The organism is Streptomyces sp. XM4193, assembly GCF_023072595.1.
Lineage (GTDB): Bacteria > Actinomycetota > Actinomycetes > Streptomycetales > Streptomycetaceae > Streptomyces.
Window position 1 is genome coordinate 256,933 of the sequence record NZ_JALLGK010000001.1, and the last position, 19,287, is coordinate 276,219.

Here is a 19,287-nt window from a genome sequence, read left to right on the forward strand (position 1 = left end):
GGTGCGGCTCGGTGCGCGTCAGTCGCGCCGCCGGGCGCGCAGGACCGTGTCGTGGGTGTGGTGGGTGCCCTCGGGGGCGGGCGTCGTACGGGCGCGGGTCTCGTCGACGAGGACGGTCCAGCGGTCGTCGAGGAGAGCGGCGACCTCGGCGGGCTTGTAGAAGGCGTGCGGGTCGAAGCCGTGGGTGTCGTCCGCGGTGAGGCCGGTGACGTCGTGGCCGACGTACAGCAGGGTCCCGCCCGGTGCGACGGCGGCCAGCAGCGCGCGCAGGGCCGCGTGGCCGGGCTCGACCTCGAGCGGGAAGTAGTGGGCGTTGACCAGGTCGAAGGAGTCGGCGGCCGGCGGGGTGCGCGAGAGGTCGGCGTGGGTCCAGGTCACCTTCTCGGTGAGGCCCGCCTCGGCGGCGGTGGCGGCGGCGCGGTCGAGCGCCGTGCGGGAGATGTCGGTCGCCGTCACCTGCCATCCCCGGCCGGCCAGCCACAGGGCGTCGCCGCCCTCGCCGCAGCCGAGGTCCAGGGCCCGGCCGACCGGGAGCTCGGCGGTCTCGGTGACCAGTACGCCGTTGACGGCTCCGCTGAAGAGCTGCTCGCGGCTGCCGTAGAGCTCGTCCCAGAACTGCTGGTCCATGGTGATTCCCCTCGGAGAGTGGCGGATGTGCTGCTGCGGCAAAGGTGCCCCGAGCGGTAGCGGCGCGGCAAAGTTCGTTGCGGTTTCGGCAACTCGTACGGCCTGGGGGCCGCGGGGGCGTACGGGTGCGGCGTGCGCGGGCGCGTACGCGTACGGGGCGCGGTGTGCACGGGCGGGCAGCGCGGGGGCCGCGACGCACGGGCCCGCGGGGGCGTACGGGGCGGCGGCAGTGACGCGACGTACGGGCTCCGGCGGGGCCGTCGGCTCAGCGTGGGCGGGTGGTGCACTGCCAGAGAAGGATGTAGCCGCCGCCCGCGTTGGCGCGCGCCCGGTTCTCCGCCTCCTGCCGGGTGGCGCCCGAACCGCCCCAGTAGTGGCCCGCGTTGCGGTTGTGGGCCACCGCGCCGCAGCCGTTGCGGAAGCTGGTGAGCACCTTGCAGTTGGTGCCTCGGCAGCGGCTCAGCGCGCCCTGCCGGGCGGCGCTTTGGGAGTTGTGGTCCCAGGACCTGCCCCAGCCTCCCCGTTCGCCGACGGCGATGGCGCCCCAATAGGTCGGCGGCGGGCGCGGGGTGCGCGGAGGCGGGGCGGGAGCCTCGCGGGTCGGCCTCTCGTACGTGGGGCGCTCGGCGGGCGGGGTGTGGACGGGAGGCGGTGTCCGGGTCGGCCTCTCGGGGGTGGGGCGCTCGGCGGGTTCGTACGGGTCGTCGGTGTCCGGCGCGGTGTCCGGCGCGGTGTCGGTGTCGGTCAGGGTCGGTGAACTGCCCGTCGGTGTCGGGCTGTTGCCGGCGCGGGCGCCCGAGGAGCCGATCCTGTCGTCCAGGATCGGCACGAGTATCAGTGCGCCGACGACGGCCGCGACGACGGCAAGCACGCCACCCGTCCGGTTCGGACGCCCAGCGCCGCCCGAACCGCCGCCGGAGCCTGACAAGTTGGGCCCGGAGCCGCCCGAACCGCCGCGCCCCGCACCGCCGTTGCCGGCCGCTCCGCCTCCACCGGTCGGCCCGGTGTTGTGGCGGGTCCGGCCCGCGCCGCCCGCGATCCAACTGTTGGTGACCGTCTCCGCCTCGGACTGGTCGGCGGCCCGTTGCAGACGCCGCCCCTCCGCCGAGTGCCAGGCGATCAGCGCCGACCAGGCGGCGGGCAGCGCCGTCGAACTGTCCGCGCCGAAGCGGCGGACGAGCTGGTCGGCCGTCGGCCGGTCGGCGGGGCGCGGCGCCGTGCAGTCGCCGATCACGGCGCGCAGCTCCGACGGGAGCGCGCCCAGATCGGTGGCGGCGCGGCGTACGTGGTTGAGCTGCTGCAACGGCTCCTGGGTGTCCGGGTACGGCAGCCTGCCGCACGCCAGGTAGTACAGCGTGATCCCGAGCGAGTAGATGTCGGACGCCGGGGTGCTCGCCTCCCCCTCGGCCTGCTCGGGAGCCGCGAACGCGACCGTGCCGAGCGTGAGTCGGGTGCTCGTGAGATCGCCGGCGTGGGAGATGCCGAAGTCGATCACCCGCGGGCCGTCGGCGGTCAGCAGCAGGTTCAGCGGTTTGACGTCGCGGTGGACGATGCCCTTGCTGTGCAGCTCCTTGAGCGCACGGGCCACGCCGGCGCCGATCCAGCGCACTGCGCGCGGATCGGTGAGCGGCCCGCGCTGTACGACCAGCGCCTCCAGCGACGGCGCCGGTATGTACTCCATCGCCATCCAGGGCAGGGCCGCCGTCAGGTCGCAGTCGAGGATCCTGGCGGTGTACCTGCTGTTGACGCGGCGCGCGAGGCCGACCTCCCGCTCGAAGCGCCTGCGCGCCTCCGCGCTGACGCCCGCCGGTGCGAGCACGGTCTTGAGCGCGGCGACCCGGCCCGTCGCCGTGTTCCGGCCAAGATGGATCAGGCCCATGCCGCCGGTGGCGAGCTGGGCGAGCAGCCGGTACGGACCGAGCTGTCGCAGTTCGCCGCTCAGCCCGTACACGCCGGTTTCGAATGGCTCTGACACGGTGCGCCCCCGTTCCCCAGGTCACCGGCAGAGACGCCCCTTATCGGCGAACAGTTCCGTACCCGGATTGGCGGCGGGCTCAACTGCCTTGTGTGTGAGGGGAATTGGAGATCGTCACGGAGCGGTGCGGCGGAGTCGGTTCGGGGACGTCAGGATGCCGGAACGTCGGTGTCCGCGGGCTGGGCCCCACGCTGTCGCCAGCCCAGCGGGCTGACGCCGTAGTGGCGTTTGAACGCGGTGCTGAACGTGAACGGACTGGCGTAGCCCACCTCCGACGCCACCCGGAACACCGGCAGGTCCTCCTGCCGCAGCAGGTCTGCGGCGAGCGCCAGCCGCCAGGAGGTCAGGTACGCCATCGGCGGCTCCCCGACGGCGGTCACGAAACGCCGCGAGAAACCCGCCCGGGACAGGCCGACCCGCTGCGCCAACGAGGCGACCGTCCACGGGTGTTCGGCGCGTTCGTGCATCAGGTCCAGCGCGGAACCGATCGCCCGGTCCGCACCCGCGTGCAGCCAACCCGGCGCGGCGGAGGCGGCGGAATGCGCCCAGTGGCGGATCGCGGAGACCGTCAGACCGTCCAACAGCCTGTCCAGCAGGGCGGCTTGGCCGATCCCCTCTCCCTGGATCTCCTCGGCGAGGACGTCGATCAGCCTCGTACGGTGCTCGTCCGCGCGCACCAGGACCGACGGCGGCAGCGCCCGGATGAGGCGGGCGGCCACCTCGCTGACGCGCGGGTAGCTGCCGACCAGCATCACGTCCCGGCCCTGCGCCGCGTTCCCCCAGCTCCGCACGCCCTGCCTCATCGGCAGCTCCAGGCTCCCGCCCAGCGGGGTCTCGCAGCGGCCACCGGGGTGGATCACCGCCTGCGGCGCACGGTCGGGGGAGTCGGCGAACAGGTACGGATCGGGGCGGGCGATGAGCAGCAGATCGCCGGCGCCCAGGTGCACCGGATCGCCGACGTCCGGTGCGTAGCAGGCCCGTCCGCCGGTGACGGCCACCACCGCCAGTGGCGCCTCGTCCTGCACCCGTACCGACCACGGCGGCGACATCGTCACCCGGAGGAGGAACGCACCGCTGGCGCGCGGGGCGTCCAGCAGTGCGGTGAGCGGGTCCATGGCTCCACGGTAGACCGCGGCCGGGCTGAGCACCGGGGTTGTCCACAGCCTCCACAGCCTCCTCGGAATCTGTGTGCGGTCGCTGCTGTGCCGCACAGTTGTCCACAGTGGTGGATGGACGCATTCACATGGACGCGAGCTCCGAGAGCATGGAACGTCTCGTCGAATCGGGCTTTTCTGGACACATGAATGCGCTACCGCAAGACACCGAAAGCACCGCCCGTCCCACAGCGGGCAACAGCACCCTCCGACTCCTGGTCCTGCTCGCCGCCACCGTGACCACCGGACTGACCGCCGGCGTCTTCTTCGACTGGTCGAACGCCGTCATGCCGGGCCTGGGCGACCTCGACGACCGCGCCTTCGTCACCGCCTTCCGGGCACTCGACAGGGCGATCGTCGGACCGCTGTTCATCGGCGTCGGCTTCACCGGAGCACTGCTCCTCACCGCCGTCTCCGCCGTGCTCCACCGGCGCCCGAAGCCGCGTCCCGGGGCCGGGCCGGCGGCGGGTGCGCGGGAGCCGGCGCGCACCGCACTGCGCTGGATCGTCGCCGCGCTGGTGTTCCTCGCACTGGCCTGGGTGATCACCGTCGCCGTCCACGAACCGCTCAACCAGGAGCTGAGATCCTTCGGCGAACTCACCACCGAAGCCGACTGGGCGGAGGCCCGCGCGGCTCTCGACGAGAAGCTCTGGACGGTCTGGAACACCGTACGAGCCGTCGTCACCACGCTCGCCTTCGTTTGCCTCGCCCGGGCCCTGGCCCTCCCCCACGGTCCCGGCCCCGCACCGGACCCGGAACGAAGCCGTCCTCGACGAGGAGACTGACCGACCGTGCCCCGGCCCGCACAGGGGACGCGGCGGGCCCCGGCGCTGCGACACCCACCTGCGATACCGACCTGCGAGTCCGGCCCACCGGGTCGGCGCCCGCGGGTCGCCATCCGTGCGGCGCCCCGCCGGCTGGTCGGCCGTCCAACTCCTGCGCCACGACGTCCGGTTCACGCCGACGACGGCCGGGACACCGGCGCTCCGGCCGCGAGCCGCCGCTTCTGCTCCGCTCCCCCGAACCGCCCCGACGCACGTACAGCCGACGCGCCCGCGCCCGCACGCGCCGACCCGGCCCGTACGCCGCGACGGTCCGTACGCGCCGACCGCGACGAACCCACCCGGTACGCGCCGACCGCGCCGAACCCACCCGGTACGCGCCGTGCGCGCGGGCGAGGCGCTGGTGGGATGCGGAGAGCCCCGAACCCGCCCTCGCCGCCTCGGATCTGCACGTGGTGATGTGCTGTGCGGTGTGCACTGTCACCTGTGCGCGGTGCTGAGCTGCGCCGTATGAAGGGGAGTCGAACCCCCGCGTTGCTCTTCACGCGCCAGGAGTGGGCCGGAAAGACCGCCGGCCCTCGGCGTGTGCACGCCTCCGAAGCGGCTACCTGCTCCGCATCGCGATGTGTCGGACCTGCTCAGTCCAGCAGGTCGGCCTCCCAGTTCACCCGCTGGATCCGCACGTCGACCTCGCGGAGCTCCCGGGCGAGCGCGTCCGCCCGACCACGCAGTTCGGCGACCGGGAGGGCGGGGAGCGTCAGCAGCTCGGAACGGAGCTGCCGGCCGTACCCCCGGTCCTTCGTGCCCGCCGCCGCGTCGGCCGCGGCGGTGATCACCGAGTGGCGCAGCCGCAGTGTGTCGCGGCGCGCGAGCGCGTCGGTGAGGGTGCCGTCCGCACCCATGTCCACGGTGGCGTTGGTGCGGTTGATCCGCCGGATCAACGCCTCCAGGGTGTCCAGCACTTCGTCGGTCTCCGCCAGCAGCGCGCCCGCGTCCTCGGCGGGTGTCTCGCCCTCCTGGTACCGCGCGCTGCCGACGACGCGGGCGCGCAGCTGCTCCACCCGGCGCGTCGCCGCCGCCCGCTCCGCCAGTGCCTCCGCAAGCTTCATCGCGGTCCTCTCCCCCCGTCGTACCGATCACCCGAGTATGGAGCGTCAACCGGCCCTGGAGCACCGGGTTTTCGCCCCGCTGCACCCGCCGCACCCGCCGCACCCGAGCGACCCGCGGGGGCGCCCGCCTCCGCCGCGCCCCGGACCCCCGCCCGTGCCCGACCCCGTGCACAGCCTGGCGGAAGCGGTGGCAGAGCGCCGCGCAGCTCACTCCATGCCGGCGACGGCTGCGTCGGATCGTTGCCCTCCCTCGCGGACCGTCCAGCAGGCTGCACCGCGTCTCCGCACGCCCGGTCCGGGTGCACCGCCGGGCACGGTGTCGCGTGCATCGCCCGGCTCAAGTCGCCGTCCGCCCGAGTCATCGCGCGGGCACGGTGGCGGCGGGGCCCCGAACCTCCACGACGACTGCGGTGCCGGCCACGGTTCGGTCCTCGTGCATGTTGATCTGCCGGCCGGGCCGAACGTCCGTCCAGTGGGCGGGAGTCAGAGGCAGCAGGCGAACCGTGGCCCGTCCGCCGGGCTCCAGCACGGGCAGCTGCTCGACCCAGAGCCGGGCGATGCCGACCGCACGGCCGCCGGTGGGCGAGGGGTGCCCGATGTCCCACATGGGCCGCAGAACACCGGCACCGGGGATCGGCGTCCTGCGTCGCGCCTCGGCGGCAGAGCAGAGCGTCAGGTCCGCACGGATCACCCCGTTGCCGATCTCGGAGCACCGCCACCGGCACCACCTCGCGCTCCGCTCCAGCCGCAGTTCCTCAGCGGCTTCGGCGAGCTGCTGCCAGAACGCCACGGGCAGCGAGCGAGCGCCCCCGAGCTCCTCCAGCAGGCCCAGAGCGATCTCCCACTCGTCGTGGACGAGGTGGTCCCAGATGTCTCCCACTGTGAGGTCGTTCTCGGTGGCGGCCCCTTCCGGAACCAGCAGCGAGGCTGCCTCGAGCAACGCGGGTACGTCCATGCGCTCATTGTCGACCGCATGAACGCGCCCCCGGTCCGAACCGTCGGACCGGGGGCTCGGCCTCGTGCTCCGCACGGTGGCCGCCGACGGGCACCGGCAGGCCCCGGACACAGGCACGCCCCGGGCGGCCGGCTCGTGGGGACGGGACCGGTCGTCTCCGCAGGAACGGCCGTGCCCCGGGGCCGGGTTGAGGCTCACCGACGCGTACGGCACGCCCGCCCGCGGGTTCTTCCGGCTTCTTTCCCAGGAAATCGCGCTGACCTGTGGCTCCCCGACTGCGTCACCGCTTCCGTTCACCGGCCCGTTGATCTGCGCGACGAGGGCGAAACGTGCTGAGACCGAGGCCGCTCGCCGCCGCGCCGAGGCTGGGAGCGGCGGATGCAGCCGCGAGGCGGCTCAAGCGTTCACGGGCACCTGTCGTGCCGAGCAGGGGAGCCCGCCGACGGCGGCGCCTCGGCCCCCGGGAGCCGGCAGCGGGCCGTGGCGTTCGTTCACGCTGCGCACAATTCGCCCGCAGCGCAAGGCGACCTGCTCCTCCACGGCCGCCCGTTAGCGTCACGCCATTGACCTCATCCGGATCACCCGGGCCGTCTGGCAGTTGCCCTTCGCCGTCGGGCACGTTCACGTCGTACGTCTGCCGGACGGCTACGCCCTGATCGATACCGGTGTGCCGGGGTCCGCCCCGGCGATCCTGGAGGCCCTCGATCAGCTCGGCGGCAGTCCTCAGGACGTGCGGCAGATCGTTCTGACCCATTCCCACGTCGACCACATGGGCTCGGCCGCGGATCTCGTCGCTGCCACCGGCGCCCGAGTCCTGGCCGGTGTGCTGGACACCCCGTTCATCTGCGGCACCGCCCCCGAACCCGAGCCGGTGCTCACTGCCTCGGAACGCGCCCTTCATGAGCAGATCACGGCTGGATTCGCCGAGGCGGGTGTGCCTCCTGTGAAGCATGTGCCGGTGGACGTCGAGCTGCGCGACGGCGACACTCTCGACGGCTGGGCCGAGACGGTCCGCGTCCTGCATGTTCCGGGCCACACTCCGGGAGGCATCGCGCTCCATCTCGCTTCCAGCGGCGTGCTGTTCCCGGGGGACATCGTCGCGACGGCGGATGGCCGCGCGATCCTCGGTCCGTTCAACGTGGACAGAGAAGAGGCCGTCGCTTCCTTCCGACGGTTGGCCGCACTGGAAGTGGAGACGGTGTGCGTGCCCCACGGCGAGCCGTTGACGGAGGACGCGGGCGCGGTGCTCCGGGCGGCCGAACCGGAGGGTGACTGGGTGTGAAGCGAGGATCGCCGTACTGATCCCGGATCAACCCTCTTCGATCCGGGCACCGTTCACGCGCGTCGTCGCCGACCGCCAGGTACCCGAGCAGTGCTGCCGGCCCCTGTACCGGCGGAACGTCCGCCACGGCCGAGCGACTGCAGAAGCTCGGCGGTCGCCGCAACCGTTCTCGGTCCTCCACCGGCGGAGACACCTCCGACGGACACTCACCGGCGCGGCGACACTGTCCATCGCGCACCTCCGGCCCACGGGCGATTGCCCGTGCGGCCAAGGGTGTCGGCGGAACTTCAACGCACGGTACGGGCCGGAGCCCACCGGCTGCCTACAGGCCGCTCTCCATGTTGACGAAGCGGGAGTAGTGGCCCTGGAAGGCGACGGTGATGGTGGCCGTCGGGCCGTTCCTGTGCTTGGCGACGATCAGGTCGGCCTCGCCCGCGCGCGGGGACTCCTTCTCGTACGCGTCCTCGCGGTGCAGCAGGATGACCATGTCGGCGTCCTGCTCGATGGATCCCGACTCACGGAGGTCGGACACCATCGGCTTCTTGTCGGTGCGCTGCTCGGGGCCACGGTTGAGCTGGCTGAGCGCGATCACGGGGACCTCCAGCTCCTTGGCGAGCAGCTTGAGGTTCCGGGACATGTCCGAGACCTCCTGCTGGCGCGACTCGGGACGCCGGGCGCCGCCGGACTGCATCAGCTGGAGGTAGTCGATGACGACCAGCCGCAGGTCGTGACGCTGCTTGAGGCGGCGGCACTTGGCGCGGATCTCCATCATCGACAGGTTCGGGGAGTCGTCGATGTACAGCGGTGCGTCGGTGACCTGCGGCATCTGGCGCGCGACGCGGTTCCAGTCCTCGTCGGTCATGCTGCCGGAGCGCATGTGGTGCAGCGCCACCCGGGCCTCGGCGGACAGCAGGCGCATCGCGATCTCGTTGCGGCCCATCTCCAGCGAGAAGATCACGCTGGGCAGGTTGCTCTTGATCGAGCACGCCCGGGCGAAGTCCAGCGCCAGCGTCGACTTGCCCATTGCGGGACGGGCGGCGATGACGATCATCTGGCCGGGGTGGAGGCCGTTGGTGAGCGAGTCCAGGTCGGCGAACCCGGTGGGGACGCCGGACATCTGGCCGCTGCGGGAGCCGATCGCCTCGATCTCGTCGAGTGCGCCCTCCATGATGTCGACGAGCGGGTGGTAGTCCTCGGAGGTGCGCTGCTCGGTGACCTGGTAGATCTCGGACTGGGCGGAGTTGACGATGTCGTCCACGTCGCCGTCGGCCGCGTATCCCATCTGGGTGATGCGGGTGCCGGCCTCCACCAGGCGGCGGAGCACCGCTCGTTCGTGGACGATCTCGGCGTAGTACTCGGCGTTGGCCGCGGTGGGGACGGCCTGGACCAGCGACATCAGATAGCCGTTGCCGCCGACCTTCGCCAACTCGCCGCGTTTGGTGAGCTCGTCGGCGACGGTGATGGGGTCGGCCGGCTCGCCCTTGGCGTACAGGTCGAGGATGGCCTGGTAGACGGTCTCGTGCGCGGGCTTGTAGAAGTCGGCGCCCTTGAGGACCTCGACGACGTCGGCGATGGCGTCCTTGGAGAGCAACATGCCGCCCAGCACGGACTGTTCGGCCGCGGGGTCCTGCGGCGGGACGCGCTCGAAGGCGCTGCCCGGGTAGCCGGCGGAGTCTGCGCCGGAGGGGTCGGGGTGGCCGCCGTAGCCGTTCTCGCCGTAGGAGTCCTGGCCCTCGCGGTGGTCGGCACGGCGCTGGCGGGCGGGCATGCGTTCGCCGGAGTGGCCGCCGGGGCCGGCCGCCCAGGGGCTCTCGAGACGCTCGGGCTGGGTCACCCCGCGCCACCTCCTCACCGGCCGACGGGCCGCACCTGGCGGTGGGCGGTGCTCGTGCGGCGCTTGTCGACTGCTGCCGTGCGGTGGTGCCGTACGGCTGGTTCGTCACGGCACATTCCTACGGCACCGTACTGACAGATCGCGTCCTGCCGACGATGTGACCGCGCGCCGAACGGGCGGCGAAGGCGAGTCGCACACGGGGCAGGTGCCGGACAACGGTAAGGCGCGCGGGGTCAGTTACCAATTCAGTTATCCACAGGACCCTGTGGGTGATCGCATCGAACCTGTGGAGAACCCCGGTCTTCCTGTGGGCGAGTCAGGGGACAGTGCTGTGGAGAAGTTGGGGCCCACCTCTGAACTCCCGTCCTGAGCTGGGGTTTTGTCGTCCACGTTCTGTGCAGGAGAAAAAGTTGGCCGAGGTGGTGAAGTTCTCCGCGCCGGTACGTGCCGCATCGCCCATTCCGCGCAACTGTAATGACCCGATGCTCATTGCGATCATTACCTGTGGATGATTGGATCAGACGCATGCCAGAGCACCGCACCGGGCCCGACGCCAGGACCGTCCGCACCGCCTCAGCACCCGGGCCGAAGGGCGGGCGCAGGGCCGAAGCCCGCCGCCACGACCGCGAGATCATCGCCCTCGCGCTGCCCGCCTTCGGCGCCCTCGTCGCCGAACCGCTCTTCCTGCTGACCGACAGCGCGATCGTCGGCCACCTCGGTACGCCGCAGCTCGCCGGGCTCGGTATCGCCGCGGCGCTGCTCGGCACCGGTGTGCACGTCTTCGTCTTCCTCGCCTACGCGACCACCGCCGCCGTCGCCCGCCGCGTCGGCGCCGGCGACATGGCCGCGGCGATCCGGCAGGGCATGGACGGAGTCTGGCTGGCACTGCTGCTCGGCACCGCCGTCGCCGCGGTGCTCTGGCCGCTCGCCCCCGCGGTGGTGGACGCGTTCGGCGCCTCGGCGACGGCGGCGCCGCACGCGGTGACCTACCTGCGGATCAGCGCCCTCGGCATCCCCGCGATGCTCGTGGTCCTGGCCGCCACCGGGGTGCTGCGCGGACTCCAGGACACCCGCACCCCGCTCTACGTCGCCATCGGCGGCTTCAGCGCCAACGCCGCGCTGAACGTACTGCTCGTCTACGGGTTCGGGTTCGGGATCGCGGGCTCCGCCTGGGGCACCGTGATCGCCCAGTGCGGCATGGCCGCGGTCTACCTCGCGGTGGTGGTGCGCGGCGCCCGGCACCACGGCGCCTCGCTCAGGCCCGACGCCGCCGGCATCCGGGCGTGCGCCCAGGCCGGAGTCCCGCTGTTGGTGCGAACGTTGTCGCTGCGCGCGGTGCTGATGATTACCACCGTGGTCGCAGCCCGCCTGGGCGATGTGGAGGTCGCCGCGCACCAGATCACACTCACCGTGTGGTCGCTGCTGGCCTTCGCCCTGGACGCCATCGCGATCGCCGGGCAGGCCATCATCGGCCGGTATCTGGGCGCGGGCGACGCCGAGGGGGCACGGGCCGCGTGCCGGCGGATGGTGCAGTGGGGCGTCGCGTCCGGAGCGGTGCTCGGTGTCCTGGTGGCGGTGTCGGCGCCGTTCGTGGGGCGGCTGTTCAGCGGGGATGAGGAGGTGCGCGGGCAGCTGCTCGCCGCGCTCCTGGTGGTCGCGGTGACGCAGCCGATCGCGGGCGTCGTCTTCGTCCTGGACGGAGTGCTGATGGGCGCCGGCGACGGGCCGTACCTGGCCTGGGCCATGCTCGCGGTGCTGGTGGTCTTCGCACCGGCGGCCTTCGCGGTGCCGGCGCTGGGCGGCGGACTGACCGCGCTCTGGGCGGCGTTGGCCGGACTGATGATGTCGGTGCGGCTGGCCACGCTGTGGTGGCGAGCGCGTTCCGGAGCGTGGGTGGTGACCGGCGCCGTGCGCTGAGGCGCCCGCGCCCCGCACTGCCGGGCCCGCGCCCCTGCCGCCGGTGCGCCCCGCCGGGCCCGAACCGCCGTCGCGAACAGGCACCCCGCCGCCGGTGTGCGCACCGCGCGGCCGGGTGCACCCGGTAGTCGCACTGCACCGCCCCGCCGTAGGCACGCCGAAGGGGCCGGCCCTCCGTCGCAACGGAGAGCCGGCCCCTCGGGCTTGCAGCGGCAGAAGCCGCCGACCGCTTACGCGGCCTGAACCTCGATGCCGACCTTGGCGGTGACCTCGGCGTGCAGACGCACGGAGACCTCGTGGCCGCCCAGGCTCTTGATCGGGGAACCGAGCTCGATACGGCGCTTGTCCAGGTCCGGGCCACCGGAGGCCTTCACCGCGGAGGCGATGTCGGCCTGGGTGACGGAACCGAAGAGACGGCCGCCGTCGCCGGCGCGGACCTTGAGCCGCACCTTGGTGGACTCGAGCTGGCCGCGAATGCTGTTGGCCTGCTCGATCGTGGCGATCTCGCGGATCTTGCGACCGCGACGGATCTGCTCGACGTCCTTCTCGCCACCCTTGGTCCAGCGGATCGCGAAACCGCGGGGGAGAAGGTAGTTGCGGGCGTAGCCGTCGCGGACGTCCACGACGTCGCCGGCGATGCCGAGGCCGGAGACCTCGTTGGTCAGGATGATCTTCATCTGTCGGTCACCCTTTCCTTATCGCGCGGTCGAGGTGTAGGGCAGCAGTGCGACCTCACGGCTGTTCTTCACAGCCGTGGCGACGTCCCGCTGGTGCTGGGTGCAGTTGCCGGTGACCCGGCGGGCACGGATCTTGCCGCGGTCGGAAATGAACTTCCGCAGCAGGTTCGTGTCCTTGTAGTCGACGTAGGAGATCTTCTCCTTGCAGAACACGCAAACCTTCTTCTTAGGCTTGCGAGCAGGCGCCTTCGCCATTGTCTCTCTCCAGTGAAATCAAGAAGTGTGTGCTGAGCCGCACTCCCGGAGCCCGCGGACGCCCTTGCCGGACGCCCCGGTCGAGGCTCTAGAAGGGGGGCTCGTCCGAGTAGCCGCCGCCCTGGCCGCCGCCGGAGCCACCGCCCCAGCCGCCGCCCTGCTGCTGGCCGCCGCCACCGCCGGGTCCGCCGGTCGCCCAGGGGTCGCCCCCCTGGCCGCCGCCGCCCTGCTGCTGGCCGCCGCCGTTCCAGCCGCCGCCCTGGCCGCCCTGGCCGCCGCCGAAGCCGCCGCCCTGGCCGCCGCCACGGGATCCGGTCTTGGTGACCTTGGCCGTGGCGTACCGCAGCGCGGGCCCGATCTCGTCCACCTCGAGCTCCACGACCGTACGCTTCTCACCCTGCTGGGTCTCGTACGAGCGCTGACGGAGCCGACCCTGGGCGATCACGCGCATTCCCTTGGTGAGGGACTCCGCGACGTTCTCCGCGGCCTGACGCCAGACCGAGCTGCGCAGGAACAGCGGGTCGCCGTCCTTCCACTCGTTGGTCTGGCGGTCGAACGTCCGAGGCGTCGACGCGATCGTGAAGTTCGCGACGGCGGCACCGGACGGGGTGAAACGCAGCTCGGGGTCGTCGGTCAGGTTGCCGACGACGGTGATGACGGTTTCGCCTGCCATGGGTGAACCTCTCGGCGGTGCGGTGCGGGGTGTGGCTGCTGGTGCTGGTAGCCGCGGCTACTCGCTGGACTCTTCGGCCCGCTGAACCGGGAACCCGTACGTGACGGGCCCTCGCTCAGTGGGTCGAGGGACGGAGGACCTTGGTCCGCAGAACCGACTCGCTCAGGTTCATCTGGCGGTCGAGCTCCTTGACGACCGCAGGCTCGGCCTGCAGGTCGATCACGGAGTAGATGCCCTCGGGCTTCTTGTTGATCTCGTAGGAGAGACGGCGACGGCCCCAGGTGTCGACCTTCTCGACCTTGCCGTTGCCCTCACGGACGACGGCGAGGAAGTTCTCGATCAGCGGGGATACGGAGCGCTCCTCGACATCGGGGTCGAGGATCACCATCACCTCGTAGTGACGCATGTAAAAACCCACCTCCTCTGGACTCAGCGGCCACGGTCGTTCCGTGGCAGGAGGGTCGTGATGCGTACCTGCTTCGCTGTCCACCGTTGTATCCGACGCCACTGACAACCGGCCGGCGGCTGTGGCGGGGCATCGGGGGAACGGCAGGACTTCGACGCAGACGGTACAGAGTAGCCGCCCCGACCCCTCCGCTTGAAATCCGGCCACCCCTGCACGCAATCTGGACACATCGGGTGTGAGCGGCACTACACTCCCCGGCGCCGCGCACCGGTACGACCGGCAGGAGGTGCCCACATGGCACATGCGGTACGGGAGCGCGCACCCGCCTCCCCCCTCGGCAGAGTCCTCAACAGCGACGGCAGAGCGCATCCGGCCGCGAACGCGTTCGCCGCGGCGGCGGTGGTGCTCGGTCTCGTTGCCCTGGCCACGGCCTTCTTCCCCGGGCTCCATCTCATCGCCTCCTGGGCGGGCCTGTTCGGCGTCGGCGCGGGGCTGTGGGGCCAGATGATCTCGTCCACCACGGGCGAGCGCTTCCTGTCCGTCATCGGTCTGGGTGCGGCGGCGGTCGGCTTCTACATCGGCATCGCACACGGCGGTCTGTGGGGCGGCCTGATCGGCTGACCCCGGCGCCGCACGAGTTCCCACCCGCGCGGGGTCGTCGGCCCGCCCGCGCAGGGTCGGCGGCCCGTGTGCGCGGGCGGGCGTGGCGGGAGCTGCGTGCGCGCTCACCGGGCGTACGCGCGACCCCGGTCGTCCCCGGTCGTCCCCGGTCGTCCCCGGCCGGGCGGCCGCGGCCGGCTCCGAGGACCACACGAAAGTGCGACAACTCCGCCGTCCCGTCCGCGCCGGGCCGGTGCCGCGGCCGTCTCCGGCCCCGTCGTCGGGCTTCGGAAGGGGCAGGTACGGCCACGCGTGGCGAGGGCCCCGCGCAGTAGGCTTCGCGCAGACCCGGCGAAGTAAGCGCGGAGGAGCGCCCCCTTATGAGTCTGACCCTGAGGACGATCAGCCGTGAGCAGCATCTGGAGTTCATCCGGAGCCAGCCCTCGGCGAGCCACTGCCAGGTCCCCGCGTGGGCGGATGTGAAGACGGAGTGGCGCTCGGAGAACCTCGGCTGGTTCGACGACCGCAGCGGGGAGCTGGTCGGCGCCGGGCTGGTGCTCTACCGCCAACTGCCCAAGGTCAAGCGCTATCTCGCGTACCTGCCCGAGGGGCCGGTCATCAACTGGTACGCCCCGAATCTCGAGGAGTGGCTCCAGCCGATGCTGGCGCACCTGAAGAACAAGGGCGCGTTCTCGGTGAAGATGGGGCCGCCCGTGGTGATCCGCAGGTGGGACGCCGCGGCGATCAAGAAGGGCATACAGGACACCGAGGTCAAGCGGCTGCGGGACGTGGAGGCGACGCACATCGAGCCCCGCGCCTTCGAGGTCTCCGACCGGCTGCGCAAGATGGGCTGGCAGCAGGGGGAGGACGGCGGCGCCGGATTCGGCGATGTGCAGCCGCGCTACGTCTTCCAGGTGCCGCTGGAGAACCGTTCCCTGGAAGAGGTCCACAAGGGCTTCAACCAGCTGTGGCGGCGCAACATCAAGAAGGCCGACAAGGCCGGTGTCGAGGTCGTCCAGGGCCGCTTCGAGGACCTGGCGGAGTGGCAGCGGCTGTACGAGATCACGGCCGAGCGCGACAAGTTCCGTCCCAGGCCGCTCAGTTACTTCCAGCAGATGTGGAAGGCCCTCAACACCGAGGACCCGAACCGGATGCGGCTGTACTTCGCGATGCACGAGGGCGAGGCCGTGGCGGCGGCGACGATGCTGGTCGTCGGCGGCCACGTCTGGTACTCCTACGGCGCCTCGGCCAACCACAAGCGCGAGGTGCGCCCGTCCAACGCGATGCAGTGGCGGATGCTCCAGGACGCCTACGCGCTCGGTGCAAGCGTGTACGACCTGCGCGGCATCTCGGATTCGCTGGACGACAGCGACCACCTCTTCGGGCTGATCCAGTTCAAGGTCGGCACCGGTGGCGAGGCCGCCGAGTACATCGGCGAGTGGGACTTCCCGCTCAACAAGCTGCTGCACAAGGCCCTGGACATCTACATGTCCCGTCGCTGACGCCCCGTCGGGCCGCTGGGGTCGCCGCTTCGGCGCCGGCTCCGGCGGACGGCCCCGCGATCCGTGGCCGCCGAGCCGCGGGCGAGGCCCCGCAGTCGCGGCCCGGCAGCGGCCGTACCCGCGAATCCCCTGACAGACCCCAATGAATCGACAGACCTCAAGAAAGGTGTCCTACCGGCCATGGCGCTCACCCTCTACGTCGATACTGATCGCTGGCGGGCGCATCAGCGCGCGATGCTCCAGCAGTTCCCGGGGATAGTCCCGGTCTGCAAGGGCAACGGCTACGGCTTCGGCCACGAGCGCCTGTCCGACGAGGTGTCGCAGTTCGGTTCGGACGTGCTGGCGGTCGGCACGACGTACGAAGCGGCCCGGATCAAGGACTTCTTCAGCGGAGATCTGCTGGTGCTGACGCCGTTCCGTCGCGGTGAGGAGCCGGTGCCGCTGCCGGACCGGGCCATCCGTTCGGTCTCCTCGGTGGACGGGGTCGCCGCCCTGGTCGGCGCTCGCGTCGTGGTCGAGGTCATGAGCAGCATGAAGCGCCACGGAGTGGTCGAGGAGGACCTGGGCCGGCTGCGGGCCGCGATCGACGATGTGCGGCTGGAGGGCTTCGCGATCCATCTGCCGCTCGACCGGACCGACGGCACCGACGCGGTGGACGAGGTCATCGGCTGGATGGACCGGCTGCGCGCTGCCCGGCTTCCGCTGGACACCATGTTCGTCAGCCACCTCGGCCCGGACGAGTTCGCGCGGCTCCAGCAGCAGTTCCCGCAGACCCGTTTCCGTGCGCGGATCGGCACCAGACTGTGGCTGGGTGATCACGAGGCGACGGAGTACCGCGGCGCTGTGCTGGACGTGACGCGTGTGACCAAGGGGGACAGGTTCGGCTACCGCCAGGCCAAGTCCCCGGGTGACGGCTGGCTCGTGGTGGTCGCCGGCGGTACCTCGCACGGGGTCGGCTTGGAGGCGCCGAAGGCCCTGCACGGGATGACGTCCCGGGCGAAGGGCGTCGCGCGCGCCGGGCTCGCCACGGTGAACCGCAACCTCTCCCCCTTCGTCTGGGGAGGCAAGCAGCGCTGGTTCGCCGAGCCGCCGCACATGCAGGTGTCGATTCTCTTCGTGCCCTCGGACGCACCCGAACCGCGGGTGGGCGACGAGCTCACCGCGCATCTGCGGCACACAACGACCCAGTTCGACCGGCTGGTTGAGCGCTGACGAAGCCCGGCCTGTTTCACGTGAAACAAGCCCGCCCGCGGAACCCCCGCATCCACAGCCCGAGTTGAGCCGCCCGAGCGGGGCGCCGGCCGCCGACTGTCGCGCACCGACCGGCGACTGTCGCGCGTCGACTGTCGCGCACCGACCGCTCGGCGTGCGGGCGGGTGTGCAGCGGGGCGCGGGCACATGCGCAGCGCGCCGGCGGCGCCCGAGTCGCCGCGCACACGAGTGGGGCCCTTCCCCCGGTGATCCCTGAGGATCTCGGTAGGAAGGGCCCCACTCGGTTGCGGTCGGCGGCGGTCACCCGCTGCCGGCGCGCGGACGGATCAGCGCTCGACCTCGCCCTTGATGAACTTCTCGACGTTGGCCCGCGCCTCGTCGTCGAAGTACTGCACGGGCGGGGACTTCATGAAGTACGAGGAGGCCGAGAGGATCGGGCCACCGATGCCGCGGTCCATGGCGATCTTCGCCGCGCGAACGGCGTCGATGATGACACCGGCGGAGTTCGGGGAGTCCCAGACCTCCAGCTTGTACTCCAGGTTCAGCGGGACGTCGCCGAAGGCCCGACCCTCGAGGCGGACGTAGGCCCACTTGCGGTCGTCCAGCCAGGCCACGTAGTCCGAGGGGCCGATGTGGACGTTGTCCGCGCCGAGCTCGCGGTCGCGGATCTGGGAGGTGACGGCCTGGGTCTTGGAGATCTTCTTGGACTCCAGCCGCTCCCGCTCCAACATGTTCTTGAAGTCCATGTTGCCGCCGACGTTCAGCTGCATCGTGCGGTCCAGGATGACGCCGCGGTCCTCGAACAGCTTCGCCATCACACGGTGCGTGATGGTCGCGCCGACCTGGGACTTGATGTCGTCACCGACGATCGGCACACCGGCCGCGGTGAACTTGTCCGCCCACTCCTTGGTGCCGGCGATGAAGACCGGGAGCGCGTTGACGAAGGCGACACCGGCGTCGAGGGCGACCTGTGCGTAGTACTCGACGGCGCTCTGGGAGCCGACCGGCAGGTAGCAGACGAGCACGTCGGCCTGCGCGTCGCGGAGGGCCTGGACGACGTCGACCGGCTCGGCGTCGGACTCCTCGATGGTCTCGCGGTAGTACTTGCCGAGACCGTCGTGGGTCTCGCCGCGCTGGACGGTGACACCGCTCGGCGGCACGTCGCAGATCTTGATGGTGTTGTTCTCGCTGGCGCCGATGGCGTCCGCGAGATCGAGGCCCACCTTCTTGCCGTCCACGTCGAAGGCGGCGACGAACTCGACGTCCTTGACGTGGTAGTCGCCGAACTGAACGTGCATCAGACCCGGGACGCGGCTGTCCGGGGCGGCGTCCTTGTAGTACTCGACACCCTGCACAAGCGAGGCGGCGCAGTTGCCCACGCCGGCGATGGCTACGCGAACCGAACCCATTCCGGTTGCTCCCTGTTCGTTCTCGGAGAAGACCCGCGGACGCGGAGTCCCTACTTGATGTCCTCGGACGAGTCCGGCCGGGCACTACCCCGATGCCGGGGCAGCCCGCCCGTGTTCTCTGACTGACGCCGACCTTCCGCGGGTCCGTCCTCGGCCCGGGCCTCCTGCGCGGAGACGCCTTCGGGCGGGGACTGGTCCCGCTTGTCGCGTCCGGCCCGCTCGCTCTCGATGAGCTCGTTGAGCCAGCGGACCTCACGCTCCACGGATTCCATGCCGTGTCGCTGCAACTCGAGGGTGTAGTCGTCCAGACGCTCCCTGGTGCGCGCCAGCGAGGCGCGCATCTTGTCCAGGCGCTCCTCCAGGCGGCTGCGGCGTCCTTCCAGAACGCGCATCCGTACGTCCCGCGAGGTCTGACCGAAGAAGGCGAAACGCACGCCGAAGTGCTCGTCCTCCCAGGTGTCGGGACCCGTCTGGGCGAGCAACTCCTCGAAGTGGTCCTTGCCTTCGGCGGTGATCGCGTAAACGATCTTCGCCCGGCGACCGGTGAGCTGTGCGGTGAGGGGCTCGGTAGTCGCGCTACCCGGCTCCTCGGCGATCCACCCCTGCTGAAGCAGTGCCTTGAGGCAGGGGTAGAGGGTGCCGTAGCTGAACGCCCGGAAGACGCCCAGCGAGGTGTTGAGTCGCTTGCGCAGCTCGTACCCGTGCATGGGGGACTCGCGCAGCAGACCGAGAACGGCGAACTCCAGGACGCCCGACCGTCTGCTCATCGAGGTCGACCCATCCCTTCCGCCGTCGCTGTCCGTGTGCGGTGGACCGCCGGTCGTGGTGATGACCACCTGCGACCTGTGTCCGCCGTGTGCCCTATGCCGAGTTGATGTATCGACTCGATACATCCAGACGATAGGGCGCAGGGTCGCG

The 19,287-nt window shown here is 71.4% G+C and carries 18 protein-coding genes; 6 read left to right on the forward strand and 12 right to left on the reverse strand.

The features are described from left to right. Positions 1–18: 18 nt before the first annotated feature. The 3 genes from MTQ01_RS01065 to MTQ01_RS01075 form a co-directional block, all read right to left on the reverse strand. Positions 19–627 carry a bifunctional 2-polyprenyl-6-hydroxyphenol methylase/3-demethylubiquinol 3-O-methyltransferase UbiG gene (locus tag MTQ01_RS01065; protein WP_247486386.1) on the reverse strand — a complete coding sequence of 203 codons (609 nt, stop codon included), beginning with the start codon at positions 625–627 and terminating at the stop codon, positions 19–21. Between the two features lie 265 nt (positions 628–892). Next, complete coding sequence (locus MTQ01_RS01070; RefSeq protein ID WP_247486387.1) at positions 893–2,602, reverse strand: protein kinase; 1,710 nt, start codon at positions 2,600–2,602, stop codon at positions 893–895. Between the two features lie 149 nt (positions 2,603–2,751). Next, positions 2,752–3,717 (reverse strand): AraC family transcriptional regulator, encoded by a 966-nt coding sequence (locus MTQ01_RS01075; RefSeq protein ID WP_247486388.1) that lies wholly within the window; start codon positions 3,715–3,717, stop codon positions 2,752–2,754. 185 nt (positions 3,718–3,902) lie between these two features. Here MTQ01_RS01075 and MTQ01_RS01080 point away from each other — a divergent pair, with 185 nt between their 5' ends. Then, a complete protein-coding gene (locus MTQ01_RS01080; protein WP_247486389.1) occupies positions 3,903–4,541 on the forward strand; it encodes a DUF1772 domain-containing protein in 639 nt (212 codons plus the stop codon). 635 nt (positions 4,542–5,176) lie between these two features. Here the strand turns inward: MTQ01_RS01080 and MTQ01_RS01085 are convergent. Both MTQ01_RS01085 and MTQ01_RS01090 read right to left on the reverse strand, forming a co-directional pair. Beyond that, positions 5,177–5,647: a DIP1984 family protein gene (locus tag MTQ01_RS01085; RefSeq protein ID WP_247486390.1), complete on the reverse strand. Its 471-nt coding sequence runs from the start codon at positions 5,645–5,647 to the stop codon at positions 5,177–5,179. A gap of 358 nt (positions 5,648–6,005) precedes the next feature. Further along, on the reverse strand, positions 6,006–6,602 hold the full coding sequence (locus MTQ01_RS01090) for a hypothetical protein (RefSeq protein ID WP_247486391.1): 597 nt from the start codon (positions 6,600–6,602) through the stop codon (positions 6,006–6,008). Between the two features lie 598 nt (positions 6,603–7,200). Here MTQ01_RS01090 and MTQ01_RS01095 point away from each other — a divergent pair. Continuing rightward, complete coding sequence (locus tag MTQ01_RS01095; protein ID WP_282613118.1) at positions 7,201–7,884, forward strand: MBL fold metallo-hydrolase; 684 nt, start codon at positions 7,201–7,203, stop codon at positions 7,882–7,884. Between the two features lie 322 nt (positions 7,885–8,206). Here MTQ01_RS01095 and dnaB read toward each other — a convergent pair whose 3' ends face one another. After that, on the reverse strand, positions 8,207–9,652 hold the full coding sequence (gene dnaB, locus MTQ01_RS01100) for a replicative DNA helicase (RefSeq protein ID WP_282613192.1): 1,446 nt from the start codon (positions 9,650–9,652) through the stop codon (positions 8,207–8,209). Between the two features lie 591 nt (positions 9,653–10,243). Between dnaB and MTQ01_RS01105 the strand changes: the two genes are divergently transcribed. After that, on the forward strand, positions 10,244–11,635 hold the full coding sequence (locus MTQ01_RS01105; protein WP_247486394.1) for an MATE family efflux transporter: 1,392 nt from the start codon (positions 10,244–10,246) through the stop codon (positions 11,633–11,635). 230 nt (positions 11,636–11,865) lie between these two features. On the opposite strand, the gene rplI is transcribed toward MTQ01_RS01105, so the two are convergent. From rplI to rpsF, 4 genes are all read right to left on the reverse strand, one after another. Next, positions 11,866–12,312 (reverse strand): 50S ribosomal protein L9, encoded by a 447-nt coding sequence (gene rplI, locus MTQ01_RS01110; RefSeq protein ID WP_247486395.1) that lies wholly within the window; start codon positions 12,310–12,312, stop codon positions 11,866–11,868. An 18-nt stretch (positions 12,313–12,330) separates the two neighbouring features. Continuing rightward, on the reverse strand, positions 12,331–12,567 hold the full coding sequence (gene rpsR, locus MTQ01_RS01115) for a 30S ribosomal protein S18 (RefSeq protein ID WP_211039705.1): 237 nt from the start codon (positions 12,565–12,567) through the stop codon (positions 12,331–12,333). An 88-nt stretch (positions 12,568–12,655) separates the two neighbouring features. Further along, positions 12,656–13,240, reverse strand: coding sequence for a single-stranded DNA-binding protein (locus tag MTQ01_RS01120; protein WP_247486396.1), 585 nt, complete (start codon positions 13,238–13,240; stop codon positions 12,656–12,658). Positions 13,241–13,355: 115 nt separating this feature from the next. Beyond that, a complete protein-coding gene (gene rpsF / locus MTQ01_RS01125) occupies positions 13,356–13,646 on the reverse strand; it encodes a 30S ribosomal protein S6 (RefSeq protein ID WP_247486397.1) in 291 nt (96 codons plus the stop codon). Positions 13,647–13,940: 294 nt separating this feature from the next. Here rpsF and MTQ01_RS01130 point away from each other — a divergent pair, with 294 nt between their 5' ends. From MTQ01_RS01130 to MTQ01_RS01140, 3 genes are all read left to right on the forward strand, one after another. Continuing rightward, positions 13,941–14,267, forward strand: a complete 327-nt coding sequence (locus tag MTQ01_RS01130; RefSeq protein ID WP_247486398.1) for a hypothetical protein — start codon at positions 13,941–13,943, stop codon at positions 14,265–14,267. A gap of 359 nt (positions 14,268–14,626) precedes the next feature. After that, the gene (locus MTQ01_RS01135; protein ID WP_211039701.1) at positions 14,627–15,748 is read left to right on the forward strand and encodes a peptidoglycan bridge formation glycyltransferase FemA/FemB family protein; all 1,122 of its coding nucleotides are present in this window, start codon (positions 14,627–14,629) and stop codon (positions 15,746–15,748) included. A gap of 180 nt (positions 15,749–15,928) precedes the next feature. Beyond that, complete coding sequence (locus MTQ01_RS01140; RefSeq protein WP_247486399.1) at positions 15,929–16,960, forward strand: alanine racemase; 1,032 nt, start codon at positions 15,929–15,931, stop codon at positions 16,958–16,960. A gap of 326 nt (positions 16,961–17,286) precedes the next feature. Here the strand turns inward: MTQ01_RS01140 and MTQ01_RS01145 are convergent, their stop codons facing one another. Beyond that, positions 17,287–18,369, reverse strand: a complete 1,083-nt coding sequence (locus tag MTQ01_RS01145) for an inositol-3-phosphate synthase (RefSeq protein WP_247486400.1) — start codon at positions 18,367–18,369, stop codon at positions 17,287–17,289. Positions 18,370–18,419: 50 nt separating this feature from the next. Continuing rightward, positions 18,420–19,136 carry a PadR family transcriptional regulator gene (locus tag MTQ01_RS01150; protein WP_247486401.1) on the reverse strand — a complete coding sequence of 239 codons (717 nt, stop codon included), beginning with the start codon at positions 19,134–19,136 and terminating at the stop codon, positions 18,420–18,422. Positions 19,137–19,287: the final 151 nt, after the last annotated feature.